Consider the following 13,121-nt stretch of genomic DNA (forward strand, 5'->3'; position numbering starts at 1 on the left):
GATGTGTGAAGGTCGATGAAAAAATGGCGGGCTATTTTCTGGTTTATATCTCTTGTAATTTTAAAAAATAAAACTCCGCCATTTGGTTGGGAATGTTCGCGCAGATGTTGTGTTAAACATGTTTAGGCAAAAGTGTCAGGCAGATATAAGAAAAGGACTATGAGTCGAAGATACTTTTAAATTCATGCTTGTATTGTTATTTATGCTTTAGCCTGATTTTTTCCAGTAAGCGAAAAAATTTATGCATTCTCTGCGCAAGTGTTACTGCCGTTATTGCTACTGATATATAAGCCCGCTTCCAATTGAGTGAGACCAGTTAGTCAGCTTTTTAAAAATGGCCAGTTCCGTTTTTGACTAGTTCCATGGGCGTGGAATCCATACACTGGTAGTCAGAAACGGGAGGGGTTTATGAAAATTGATGCTGCAGTTTGCTCCAGTGCGCGACTGGCTCGCGATCGTCGTTTCGATGGACGTTTTTTTACAGCGGTGAAAACCACCGGGATTTTTTGCCGTCCCATCTGCCCCGCACGCCCCCCCCTCGAGCAGAACGTTACTTACTTTGCCACTGCGGCAGAGGCCGCGAGTGCTGGCTTCAGGCCCTGTTTACGCTGCCGGCCAGACTCTGCCCCAGGCAGTCCGGCCTGGGAACTGGTCTCTACCACCGTACAGCGGGCACTGAAGTTGATGCGCAGCGAACGGGAGCCTCATTCAGTGGAACGGCTGGCGGAGCGCCTTGGGGTCAGCAGCCGTTACCTTCGACGTTTGTTTGCTGAGCACTTGGGTGTGAGCCCTTTGTCGGTATGGCAGACTGAGCGGGCGCTTTTTGCCTTTCGTTTATTGCGTGATACCAATTTGCCGGTAGCAGAAATTGCTTATGAATCGGGATTTAACAGCTTGCGTCGATTTAATGGTGTGTTTAAACAGATTTACCAACGCACACCATCCGAGGTGCGCAGGGAGGGCCATAATAGGCGGCTGAAATGTGGTGTTTCTACAAAAGTACGGCTCTATCTCGATTACCGCCCACCATTGGATTGGCAGCAATTGCTGGCATTCCTCCGTACCAGAGCCCTGACGGGGGTAGAGCAGGTAAGGGACTGCGAGTATTTACGCAGTTTTGCGTTGGAGGGGGGGCGTGGAGTGATGCGGGTGACCCACGATCCAGAGAGAAACCGCTTGGTAGTGGAGGTATCCGGGCAGGAGGGTGGTACCGGCTTGTACCTGCTTAATCAGCGTCTTCGTCGATTGTTTGACCTGGATGCTGATACAGCGGAGATCCAGGCAGTGTTAAATGAAGACCCCTTGCTGAAGAGACAGCTGGCACAGCGACCGGGCCTGCGCTTACCCGGAGCCTGGGACCCATTTGAATACGCTTTGCGGGCAATACTTGGGCAGCAAATCAGTGTGGCAGCGGCTACCACGATTGCGGGGCGCCTGGTGGCTCGCTATGGGGAGTCCTTTGTGGATGACTCTGGAGTTGAGAGGTTCCTGTTTCCCACTGCAAAACAACTTGCTGAGGCGGATTTTACCGGCTTGGGGCTGACACGTACCCGGGCCAATACTTTGCGAGAGTTTGTTGACGCAACACTTGATGGCCGGGTTAATTTTGGCGAGCAGTCCTTGGAGGATTGGTGTACGCAGGTCACTGCATTGCCGGGTATCGGCGATTGGACAGCACAATACATTGCCATGCGCGGGCTATCCATGCCGGATGCCTTCCCATCTTCAGACCTGGGAATTTTGCAAGCACTGGGCAGTAAAGGTCTAAAGGCAAAACCAAAAGAAGCCCTGGCGAGGGCTGAAAAGTGGAGGCCCTGGCGGGCTTACGGGGCAATCCTGCTGTGGCAGTCCCTGAAATCTGGAGAGCAGAAATGATTTTTTATGAGAGTTACACCACAGAACTGGGTGAAGTTGCCATAGCGGCCTCTGGTCAGGTAAATGAGGGTGAAGCCAGGGGTATTGTTTCGTTGCAGTTTTACGATAGTGAGCGCCCGCTTCGCGCTGGGCCGGGTTGGAAAAGAGAAACCTCTGATCTTATCGAAAAAGCTGCTCAGCAGTTGCGAGAATATATTGCCGGGAAGCGGAAAAATTTCGATCTGCCCCTGGCCCCGCGGGGGACCGAATTCCAACGGCGAGTATGGGACGCCCTGTTGCAGATTCCCTTTGGTGAGACCCGCAGTTATAGCCAGCAGGCACAGCTCTTAGGGCAGCCTCGTGCTATTCGCGCGGTAGCGCGGGCCAATGGTGCCAACCCGGTAGCGGTGATAATTCCCTGTCACCGGGTAATTGGTGCGAATGGCAGCCTTACCGGTTATGCCGGAGGCCTGCCACTGAAGGCTCGGCTTTTGAAGCTGGAAGGAGCCAACTTTGTAAGTCAGGGTGAGTTGCTTTAGTGCTCGGAAAGTGAAAAGCACAAGTGCCACCTGCTAGCCATAGACCCTTTGGCGCGGGATAATAAGCGGTTCATAATCATATTGAGCCGGAGGCCAAATGCTGTACAGATTGGGGGATAAACAGCCGCAACTGGAAGGTAAGGGCCACTATATCGCGCCTGGTGCCCATGTGATTGGCGATGTGCGTATGCTTGCGAACAGCTCTGTGTGGTTTAATGCGGTGGTGCGTGGTGACTGTGCGCAGATCACCATCGGTGAAAATAGTAATGTGCAGGATGGCTCTGTGCTGCACGCCGATCCGGGTACGCCGTTGACAATCGGTACCGGTGTCACCGTAGGCCATAAAGTGATGCTGCACGGCTGTGATATTGGTGATTACAGCTTGATAGGTATCAACGCCGTGATCTTAAACCGGGCCAAAATCGGTAAGTGCTGTATTATCGGCGCCAATGCGCTGGTGACCGAGGGCACGGTGATTCCCGACTATTCGATGGTTGTGGGTACTCCCGGTAAGGTGATAAAAACTCTCGATCCCGCTGCCTATGCGCTGCTGAAAGCCAGCAGCGATCACTATGCGGCCAACGGTAAATATTTTGCCAGCGAGTTGGCTCTGCTCGAGGCTGAGGATGTCTGAACAATCTGTAAAAACTGCGGTGCCTGAAGAGCACCCGGTTAAGTCCCCCTGTATTTCCGTATGTGCACTCAACGACCAAGATGTTTGCGAGGGTTGCTTTCGCAGTGGTATGGAGATCAGTCGTTGGGGCTCCATGAGCAACGATGAGCGCCGTGCAGTTCTGAAGCTCTGCACCGAGCGAGCGCGGCAAATGGGCCGACTCTGGTAAATCATTGAATGCGCTTTGCGCGGGCCTAGCTCCGCAGGGCCTGGAATCAAACGCGAATATGACCCAACCTTTTGTCCATTTAAGAATCCACTCTGAATTCTCTCTGATTGATGGCCTGGTACGTATTAAGCCGGCAGTTGCACGAGCGCAGGAGCTCGAAATGCCTGCCCTGGCTCTTACCGATCAGTGCAATCTGTATGGCCAGATAAAATTCTACCGGGCCTGCCTCGGGACCGGCATTAAACCTATAACTGCTGCAGATTTCTGGCTCAGTGAGGGCGGCGAGGGTAAGCCTACGCTGATCACCCTCTATGCCATGAACGGCGATGGCTATCGCAATATCACTGAACTGATTTCCCGCGCCTGGATGGAAGGGCAGTACCACGGCAATGCCTATATCAAACGTGAATGGGTGAAAGAGTACAGCGAAGGGGTGCTCATGTTGTCCGGGGCCAAGTACGGCGATGTGGGCCGCGCCCTGGTTGCCGGACGCCGTGCTCAGGCTGAGGAACTGGCCAGTGAATGGGCGGAACTATTCCCTGGTCGCTATTACCTGGAGCTGCAGCGCACTGGTCGCGCCGGGGATGAAGATTACCTGCACGCTGCAGTGGAATTGGCCCGGGCCCTGAATTTACCTGTGGTTGCCACTAACGACGTGCGCTTTATGGAAGAGAGCGAGTTTGAGGCCCATGAAGTGCGTGTATGCATCCATGAAGGCCGTGCTCTTGATGATCCACGCCGTGAGCGCCGTTATTCCGCCGAGCAGTATTTCCGCACATCGGAAGAAATGTGCGAGCTGTTCAGCGATATTCCCGAAGCTTTGCAAAATACTGTAGAGATCGCTAAACGCTGTTCCGCACCGATTCAGCTGGGTAAGTACTTCCTGCCTGAGTACCCGATTCCCGAGGGTATGACTGAAGACCAGTTCTTTGAGAAGGTGTCCTATGAGGGGATGGAGCGGCGACTGGAGAAGATCCTGGATAAGACCGCTGCCGATTACGCCCAGCGGCGCCAAGTGTATGAGGATCGCCTGCGTTTTGAACTGGATATCATCATCCAGATGGGATTCCCCGGCTATTTCCTGATCGTGATGGACTTTATCCAGTGGGCCAAGGACCACGATATCCCGGTGGGGCCGGGGCGTGGTTCCGGTGCAGGCTCCCTGGTGGCCTACTCTCTGGATATTACCGATCTTGACCCGCTGCAATACGATCTGCTGTTTGAGCGATTCCTCAACCCGGAACGGGTTTCGATGCCCGACTTCGATATCGACTTCTGTATGGAGAAGCGCGACCGGGTTATTGGTTATGTAGCGGATAACTACGGCCGCCAGGCGGTGAGCCAGATTATTACTTTCGGCACCATGGCTGCAAAGGCAGTGGTGCGTGATGTGGCGAGGGTGCAGGGCAAGTCCTACGGCCTAGCCGACAAGCTGTCTAAGATGATCCCCCCCGATGTGGGTATGACATTGCAGAAGGCCTACGATCAGGAGGATGTACTCAGGGAGTTCCTGGAAAGTGACGATGAGGGCCAGGAAATCTGGGAGATGGCCCTGCAGCTGGAAGGGGTTTCGCGCAATGTGGGCAAGCACGCCGGTGGTGTGGTTATCGCCCCCACCAAGCTCACTGATTTTGCTCCGCTTTATTGTGATGAGACCGGCGCTGGCCTGGTAACCCAGTTCGATAAAAACGATGTGGAAGATGCCGGCCTGGTGAAGTTCGACTTCCTCGGCCTGCGGACACTGACCATTATCGACTGGGCCAAGCGCATGGTGGATGAGACGCGCGCGCGCGAGGGGTTGGAACCTCTGGATATCGCCGCGCTGCCGCTGGACGATGATGAAACCTTCAAGATGCTCAAGCGGGCAGAAACTACAGCGGTGTTCCAGTTGGAATCCCGGGGTATGAAGGATCTGATCAAGCGCCTACAGCCGGACAACCTGGAAGATATGATCGCCCTGGTGGCCCTGTTCCGTCCGGGTCCGCTGCAATCGGGCATGGTGGACGACTTTATTAACCGGAAGCACGGTCGCGCCCAGGTGGCCTACCCGGATGCCAAATACCAGCATGAAAAGTTAAAGCCGATCCTGGAGCCCACATACGGGGTAATCGTTTACCAGGAACAGGTCATGCAGATCGCCCAGGAGTTGGCGGGGTATACCCTTGGTGGCGCTGACCTGCTGCGCCGGGCAATGGGTAAAAAGAAACCGGAGGAAATGGCCAAACAGAGGGCCACTTTTGAAAATGGGGCAAAAGAGCAAGGAATTGACCCCGAACTTGCGATTAAGATCTTCGACCTGGTAGAGAAGTTCGCGGGTTACGGTTTTAACAAGTCTCACTCGGCAGCTTACGCCTTGGTGTCTTATCAGACTGCCTGGCTGAAAGCGCACTACCCAGCCCAGTTTATGGCTGCGACCATGTCTTCGGATATGGATAAGACCGATAAGGTGGTGACCTTTATCGAAGAGTGCCGTGCCATGGAGCTGGTGTTGGTGCCGCCCGATGTGAACCTGGGTAGCTTCCAGTTCTCGGTGGATATCGACAACCGAATTATCTACGGTCTTGGTGCCATTAAAGGGCTTGGAGAGGGGCCTATCGAGAATATTATCGCGGCGCGGGAGGAGGGTGGGCCCTTTAGTGATCTGTTCGACTTCTGCTCGCGGGTTGATCCTCGCAAGGTAAACAAGCGTGCTCTGGAGGCGTTGGTTCGCTCTGGTGCTCTAGACAGTATTGGGCCGGATACCGGCGGCAATGATGGTCTGGATTATTCTCGTGCGGTGCTGTTTAACGCCCTGGACGAGGCAGTGAAGGCTGCTGAACAGCAAAAGGCCAATGCCAATGCAGGCATGATGGACCTTTTTGGTGAAGTGGTACCCCAGGCATCCGATGGTGATGTTTACGAAGATTTTCGTCGCACCCGTTGCTGGAGTATTCGTGAGCGCCTGGAGGGTGAAAAAAATACTCTGGGACTTTACCTGACGGGCCACCCTATTGATGAGTACGCTGATGAGCTGCAGCACTTGGTTAAGGCGCGCATTGCCGACCTGAAGCCGGGGCGCGAATCGCAAAAAGTGGCGGGGTTGGTTGTCGCTTTGCGAGTGATGAAGACCAAGCGTGGCGACTCCATGGCAATTGTCACCCTGGACGACCGCAGTGGTCGTATTGAGGCGGCTATGTTCAGCGAGGCTTTTGGTGAGCATCGGGAAAAGTTGGCCAAGGATGCGCTTCTGGTGCTGGACGGGCCTGTGGCGAATGATGATTACAGTGGCGGTCTGAAAATGACGGTCAATGGAGTGTCAACTCTGGATGAATTGCGCCAGAGCAGCGTGAGTGGTTTGCGTTTACAGGTTGTCAGTGGCACTGCGACGCCGGGTTTGGCAAAACGATTGGCCTCCTGCTTGCAGCCTTATACCGGTGGTAAATGCAGGGTCAGCCTGGAAGTCGTGCGTCACGATGCGCGAGGTCTCTACCGCCTTCCACCCGAGTGGAATGTTGAGCCGAATGACCAGATGGTTCAGTCCCTGCGAGAGTTGTTGGGAAGAGAGCAGGTGGCGCTTCAATACGCTGAAAGGCGTTAAAGTCCACCGGACTCGACTGGTCGGTTCTGTACAGTTAAGCTATGCCGCTGTGAATGCCCGGTGGCGTTGGAAAGAGTTAAAGGCGCAGATTTCATGAATTTCAACTTTCTCGAGTTTGAGCAGCCAATTGCAGAGCTGGAAAGCAAAATTAAAGAGTTGCAGCTGGTCGGTGACGACAACGAACTGAATATTGCCGAAGAGGTTACCCGGCTGAGGGAAAAAAGCAGAAACCTGACTGAGTCTATCTACTCTGAGCTCACCCCCTGGCAGGTTGTGCAGGTAGCGCGTCACCCACAGCGTCCCTATTCCAAGGACTATATAGAGCGCTTATTTACCGACTGGGATGAGCTGCATGGCGATCGCCACTTTGGCGACGATAAGGCAATTATTGCCGGTATCGCCCGCCTAAACGGCAAACCGGTGGCGGTGATTGGGGAAGAGAAAGGCCGCTCCGTCAATGAAAAAGTTGCGCGCAATTTTGGTATGCCGAAACCAGAGGGTTACCGCAAGGCTCTGCGTATCATGGAAATGGCCGAGCGCTTCAAAATGCCGGTGCTCACCCTGATTGATACCCCGGGAGCTTACCCCGGTATTGATAGTGAAGAGCGCGGTATTAGTGAAGCCATCGCCCAGAATTTAGCTGTGATGTCCCGTTTGCGCACGCCGATTATTTGTACCGTGATTGGTGAAGGCTCTTCAGGTGGTGCATTGGCTATTGGCGTGGGAGACCAGCTCAATATGCTGCAATACTCCACTTACTTTGTGATCTCCCCGGAGGGCTGCGCCAATATTATCTGGAAAACGGTGGAAAAAGCCCCGTTAGCTGCTGAGGCTATGGGGGTGACCTCCAGTGTGCTGGAAGAGCTGGGTATCGTAGATGAAACAATTCCCGAGCCCCTCGGTGGTGCACACCGCGACCCCGATGCCATGGCTTTGAGTCTGAGAGAGCGTCTCGGTGAACAGCTGGATCAGCTGAGCAGTATTCCAATTGATGAATTGTTGGAGAAACGTTATCAGCGCCTGATGAGCTACGGTAATATCGTTTCCTAACCCCTTAAGAAAAGAGTTTTGTGGCCGGCGTCTTACTGGAGAATCGAGGGCCGGCTACAGACCTTCCCCTTCTTTTTTTCCTCTGTTAATGACCCTTAGCTAGCTTCTCAGCTTGCAACTGGGCGTTGTCTTTTGATTGTTTCCCAAGACATTAAGCCGCTGGTTTTGTCTTCCTCCAAACGATCTGCTCCTTAACTTGCTGGTTTCAATTGCTTTTGAGCGCTTTTCTTAAGCAGCTGGGTATGGCTAGCGGAATAGTTACCTGCGTGTCCACATTGCCCCTGTTTTGACCCCCCTTATCGAAAAGACCTGCGGAGTTGATGTAGCTCCATGTTAGAAAGCTGGAAGAATAATGAGTGGTTTGATTGGCAATGATCTCCAGCTATGGGTGGGCGATATTGCTGAGGTCTGTGGAACAATAATTATGGCAATTTTGCAGAGTAATACAGCAACGGATACCGAGCAGTTGCAAACTGGTGAAAAACCTGGAAATAGTTTTGCGTTGGTGGCTTTAACCTCCCTGTTTTTTTTGTGGGGGTTTATTACCTGTTTGAATGATATTCTGATTCCCTACCTCAAAGAAATATTTAGTCTGAGTTATACCCAGGCAATGTTGGTGCAGTTCTGTTTCTTTGGGGCCTATTTCCTGGTTTCCTTACCTGCTGGTTTTTTACTTTCTCGTATCGGTTACCAAAAAGGGATAGTAACTGGGTTAGCTGTTTCGGTAATTGGATGTCTAATATTTATTCCCGCTGGGCGTATGGAAACCTATGCGCTATTTCTGGGGGCGCTTTTTATTTTGGCCTCTGGTATTACCATTTTGCAGGTGTCGGCAAACCCTTATGTCGCTGTGCTAGGTAAAGAGAGTACTGCTGCCAGTCGTTTAACAATGACCCAGGCATTTAATTCTTTGGGAACAACTGTGGCTCCACAATTTGGGGCGCTGTTAATTCTTCCCGCTGCAGGTGTTGCTGCTGGTGCCGTCGGCGCCACTTCCGTAGAAATCCCCTATTTGATATTGGCCGTGGCCCTGGCATTGTTGGCAATTGTATTTGGATACCTGAAACTACCTAATATCGTCAGTGCCAACAGGCTGCCCGAATCTGAAGAGATTTCCGGGTCGGCTTGGAGCCATCGCCACTTGGTACTTGGTGCTGTAGCCATATTTCTTTACGTGGGTGCAGAGGTATCCATTGGTAGCTTTCTGGTGAATTTTATAGCGGAGGACTCTATTGCCGGGTTGGAAGAGTCCGAAGCCGCATTTTATATTTCCCTTTATTGGGGCGGTGCAATGGTGGGACGTTTTGCTGGTGCGCTGGTGATGCACTATATATCTGCCGGAAAAGTGCTGGCTATCTGTTCTATTGGCTCTTGTTTACTTCTAATGATCACGATTACCGGCAGTGGGCATCTCGCAATGTATGCTGTGTTGGCGGTTGGTTTGTGTAACTCCATTATGTTCCCGACAATATTTAGCCTGGCCCTGGCGAAACTGGGCACGGCTACCAGTCAAGGGTCTGGTATTTTATGTCAGGCGATAGTTGGCGGGGCTGTTGTGCCATTGTTGCAAGGAGTACTTGCCGATCAAGTGGGTGTGCAGCTTGCGTTTGTCCTACCGGTTTTTTGTTATCTGTATATCCTTTACTACGGTGTGATCGGACACCATCCAAATAAGTGCGCTTAAGTTGTTTTTATACTCTCATCTGAGCTCGTTTTGCCGGCATTTTATGTCGGCTTTTTTCTGTTCCTAAGAAAAATATTAGGCTTAAGGTTGATTTAGATAAGCGAGCTTAAGCTCCTTGATAAGGTAGGTTTAATGATGTCCATTCGGGTGCATTGATTGGCGGGATTTATCTTTATGTGACATTGATTTTTTATTGAACTCTTGTGCCTCCCTTGACACTAAGCTGGATTAAATTTTTGAGTGAAGCTTCTGGATAAATTTTTTGGTTCCGTGTGGCCGCTTTCTTTCGTGAGAGCTTTGTGAAAAATTTCTTTTTTTTTGATATTTCGTAGGTTGAAGTTCCAATATAAGAGTAAGTCAAGAGTAATTAACCGGGAAGGAAAGATAATTATGAATATCTATGATGCTCGGAAGGCTAGAGTGCAATACCTTTCAACCAAACTGTTTTTCAAGTACTTAAACCAATTGCGCAAGCCGGTTAAGGTGGGTGTTATTTTTTGTGCTGTGTTTTTTCTCGCTGCTAACCATGCCGTGGGTTTGCAGGCGATACAAAATGGAATTGGCGGTATTCAATTTACAGATGAGGGCTCAGCTGAATTTTTTGTTAATGTCGGTAGCTGGGCCGATGTGCATTACCAAGTAAACGGTGGTGTGCAACAAAATGTACGGATGCAACAATCCGGTAACCGCCAAACACTCTTTCTGGATGATTTACATCTGGGTGCCACGGTGAGGTACAGCTTCACCTATTTTGATCAAGAGTGTAATTGTGCTATCGATAGTGATTTACGAGATTATGTTCATGGCGATGGCGATGGCGATGGCGATGGCGATGGCGATGGCGATGAAACTGATGGGCAAAATAGTGATACAGGTATACAAGCCCAAGATGTCAACAGTGCACGGTTTTTTGTAAATGGCCAGGGCTGGGCCGATGTGCACTATACACTCAGTGGCGCTGGTCAATTAAATCACCGTATGACCCAGGCGGGAGGCATAAATAAATTTGATATTACCGGCCTCTCAAATGGTGATGTTGTCCGCTATCGTTTCACCTACTGGGATGTAGATTGTAATTGTGCCAAAGTTACTGAGTGGGCAACTTATACTCACAACGGTGACGGTGACGGTGACGGTGACGGTGACGGTGACGGTGACGGTGACGGTGACGGTGACGGTGACGGCGTAGTTGATAGTGTCGATCTCTGCCCTAATACGCCACAGGAAACATCTGTAGATATCCACGGCTGTCCGCTGGCGGTTGATGTAGCTGAAGTCAGCATAATGAATGGCTTCCTGGTTGGGGGTAGAGGCAGTGAATTTCCCGGCTATGCGCTCTATTTTTTTGATGGCGATTTAGGGTCACCAAATAGTAATTGTAGTATTGAGTGCTCTGATAGCTGGCCTCCATTGTTAGTAAATGATGCGGCAGCTTCAGGTATTTCTGGCCTAGACGTTATTGTACGTGATGATGGTCGTCAACAGGCTGCTTACAATGGCCGTCCTTTATATTTCTTTTCTGGTGATTCCCAACAGGGTGATCAAAATGGTCATGGTGTAGGTGGAACTTGGTGGCTTGCAGAGTTGTTTGATCGCAGTGACATTGTTCCCCTGTTTAACGGTGATACCCCCCTTGAACCTGATACGGTTATCGAAACGGGAGATGCGATCATTACTCGTTTTGCTGATAGAGCCCGGGATAGACATGCCAGGGAAGATCAATTCCAGGCCTATGACCATTACCTTACTTTTTATTGGGAGCACCGCACAGCGCAAGTTGAGATTATCGACCGGGTTGCAAAGGGTGGTAATGATATTACCATCAACGTGATCACAGAGTGGGAGTTGGGCCAACCCGAGTTCCGCGCTTTTTATCGGGGAATCAATACCGTTGCTGAGTACTACCACAATGTCTTTTTAGACCGCGATCCTGAGGATGTAACCCGATATAGCACAACGATCCATTTTAACAGTAAAGAAGGTCGCCCCCTTCAAGCTGGCGATCGTATGGAAATGGAGGTGAGTCAGTTTTTACTTAATCCACCCAATGGCCGGGCCAATTATTATGGATCTACCGTGCTTTATATTGTGGGGCAAGGAGGGTTGGTGCCTTGGGAAGCAAAGGGCACCTTTGGTGACCCCGCCACAGAACATGAGGATTCCTACCCTATCCCTACTAAGGGGTGGTTGGGAGGGGGCACTACTCTCCCCTATCAATATTCAGGTGAAGCAGATAACCATTTTATGCAAATGGCTTCGAATCTTGCTCCGCAAAACGGCCAAATCTTTGTGCGGGGTCGTCGAATTCATCATAGCGATTTTGGTGATGGATCCCACAATGAGAGTAGTGAAAATCCTGGGCTCATTGAGGTTGCCAATAAATTAGGCCCTCAATATATAAACCGATCCTGCGTTAGCTGTCATGAAAAAAATGGCCGGGCCCCATCTGCAACTACCGGCTCTGATCTATCCCAGTATGTAGTCAAAGTGGGTTCTGTTAGCGGAGAAGCGGATCCACTTTTAGGTCATGTATTACAGCCTAAAAATATCAATGGTAGCCCGGAGGCCACAGTTACTCTCAGCGCGTGGGTGGAAAATAACGGCTTACGCCGCCCCGTCTACAAGTTTAGTGGAAATAGCCCTGCGTATTATTCCGTCCGTATTGCTCCACAATTAGTAGGCATGGGTCTATTGGAAGCAATTCCTGAAAGCGCTATCGTGGCCCAAGCGGATCCAGACGATAGTAATGGCGATGGTATTAGTGGTCGTTTGCAGGTTGTCAGTGACCCGCAGAGTGGGGAGCAGCGAATTGGTCGTTTTGGCTGGAAAGCGGCTCAAGCCAGTGTTGCTTCGCAAGTTGCCGCAGCTCTCAATACCGATATGGGAGTAATGACTTCGATATTTCCGCTACCTGATTGCGGTAGCGCCCAATCAGGCTGTGGCGCTGCTGGTAGTGAATTAAATGAACAGAATCTTAGTGACTTAGTCGACTATGTATCACTATTGGGCGTTAGTGCACGCCGAAACCTGAACAACAATACTGTGCTGAAGGGTGAAGAGTTGTTTACTAATGCTGGCTGTAGCAGTTGCCATACGCCTACCGTGGTTACCAGCGCTTATCATCCAAAGGCGGAACTTCGTAACCAAATAATTCACCCTTATACGGATTTATTGCTCCATGATATGGGTCCAGAGTTAGCAGATAATCTTCCGGAGGGGGTAGCTTCAGGTTCTGAGTGGCGAACCCCTCCACTTTGGGGGATTGGGCTGGGAGTCGATGTTAGTGGAGATGAGAGTTATCTTCATGATGGTCGTGCCCGCACCCTTGACGAGGCAATTTTGTGGCATGGGGGAGAGGGGAATAATTCGAGACAAGCTTATGAGCGAATGTCGGCGGATGAGAAGAATGCGTTAATTATGTTCTTGCAATCACTCTAATAAAAATAGCCCCTCTCAAGTAAGAGAGGGGCTATTTTTAGAATATTGCCGGCCCCTATGCTGCTTACCAAGTACTAGAGAGTGCTAGCATACTGTAGTAAGGGAAACCCATATGAATTTGATAATCCTTATATGGC

General features: G+C 50.9%; 8 protein-coding genes. All 8 read left to right on the top strand.

Annotated features, from left to right (window positions below; translation table 11 throughout):
- The first annotated feature begins 408 nt into the window (after positions 1-408).
- The 8 genes from G367_RS0103515 (at position 409) to G367_RS24865 (ending at position 12,984) form a co-directional block, all read left to right on the top strand.
- Positions 409-1,875 (top strand): DNA-3-methyladenine glycosylase 2 family protein, encoded by a 1,467-nt coding sequence (locus G367_RS0103515; RefSeq protein ID WP_020411715.1) that lies wholly within the window; start codon positions 409-411, stop codon positions 1,873-1,875.
- On the top strand, positions 1,872-2,393 hold the full coding sequence (locus G367_RS0103520; RefSeq protein WP_020411716.1) for a methylated-DNA--[protein]-cysteine S-methyltransferase: 522 nt from the start codon (positions 1,872-1,874) through the stop codon (positions 2,391-2,393). Before G367_RS0103515 ends, G367_RS0103520 begins: the two co-directional genes overlap by 4 nt.
- A gap of 97 nt (positions 2,394-2,490) precedes the next feature.
- Positions 2,491-3,027 (top strand): gamma carbonic anhydrase family protein, encoded by a 537-nt coding sequence (locus G367_RS0103525; RefSeq protein ID WP_020411717.1) that lies wholly within the window; start codon positions 2,491-2,493, stop codon positions 3,025-3,027.
- The gene (locus G367_RS0103530) at positions 3,020-3,235 is read left to right on the top strand and encodes a DUF1289 domain-containing protein (RefSeq protein ID WP_020411718.1); all 216 of its coding nucleotides are present in this window, start codon (positions 3,020-3,022) and stop codon (positions 3,233-3,235) included. Before G367_RS0103525 ends, G367_RS0103530 begins: the two co-directional genes overlap by 8 nt.
- A 58-nt stretch (positions 3,236-3,293) precedes the next feature.
- Positions 3,294-6,812 (top strand): DNA polymerase III subunit alpha, encoded by a 3,519-nt coding sequence (gene dnaE, locus G367_RS0103535; RefSeq protein ID WP_020411719.1) that lies wholly within the window; start codon positions 3,294-3,296, stop codon positions 6,810-6,812.
- 93 nt (positions 6,813-6,905) lie between these two features.
- On the top strand, positions 6,906-7,862 hold the full coding sequence (locus tag G367_RS0103540) for an acetyl-CoA carboxylase carboxyltransferase subunit alpha (RefSeq protein ID WP_020411720.1): 957 nt from the start codon (positions 6,906-6,908) through the stop codon (positions 7,860-7,862).
- Between the two features lie 352 nt (positions 7,863-8,214).
- The gene (locus G367_RS0103545) at positions 8,215-9,546 is read left to right on the top strand and encodes a sugar MFS transporter (protein ID WP_020411721.1); all 1,332 of its coding nucleotides are present in this window, start codon (positions 8,215-8,217) and stop codon (positions 9,544-9,546) included.
- Positions 9,547-9,936: 390 nt separating this feature from the next.
- Positions 9,937-12,984 (top strand): di-heme oxidoredictase family protein, encoded by a 3,048-nt coding sequence (locus tag G367_RS24865; RefSeq protein ID WP_051089464.1) that lies wholly within the window; start codon positions 9,937-9,939, stop codon positions 12,982-12,984.
- Positions 12,985-13,121 lie beyond the last annotated feature (137 nt).

It is taken from the genome of Microbulbifer variabilis ATCC 700307, from assembly GCF_000380565.1.
GTDB lineage: Bacteria > Pseudomonadota > Gammaproteobacteria > Pseudomonadales > Cellvibrionaceae > Microbulbifer > Microbulbifer variabilis.

Bases quoted from the DNA above. Each gene is read 5' to 3' on its own strand.
- G367_RS0103515 (WP_020411715.1), top strand. From the start codon at position 409: ATGAAAATTGATGCTGCAGTTTGCTCCAGTGCGCGACTGGCTCGCGAT.
- G367_RS24865 (WP_051089464.1), top strand. From the start codon at position 9,937: ATGAATATCTATGATGCTCGGAAGGCTAGAGTGCAATACCTTTCAACC.
- G367_RS0103525 (WP_020411717.1), top strand. From the start codon at position 2,491: ATGCTGTACAGATTGGGGGATAAACAGCCGCAACTGGAAGGTAAGGGC.
- G367_RS0103520 (WP_020411716.1), top strand. From the start codon at position 1,872: ATGATTTTTTATGAGAGTTACACCACAGAACTGGGTGAAGTTGCCATA.
- G367_RS0103530 (WP_020411718.1), top strand. From the start codon at position 3,020: ATGTCTGAACAATCTGTAAAAACTGCGGTGCCTGAAGAGCACCCGGTT.
- G367_RS0103545 (WP_020411721.1), top strand. From the start codon at position 8,215: ATGAGTGGTTTGATTGGCAATGATCTCCAGCTATGGGTGGGCGATATT.
- dnaE (WP_020411719.1), top strand. From the start codon at position 3,294: ATGACCCAACCTTTTGTCCATTTAAGAATCCACTCTGAATTCTCTCTG.
- G367_RS0103540 (WP_020411720.1), top strand. From the start codon at position 6,906: ATGAATTTCAACTTTCTCGAGTTTGAGCAGCCAATTGCAGAGCTGGAA.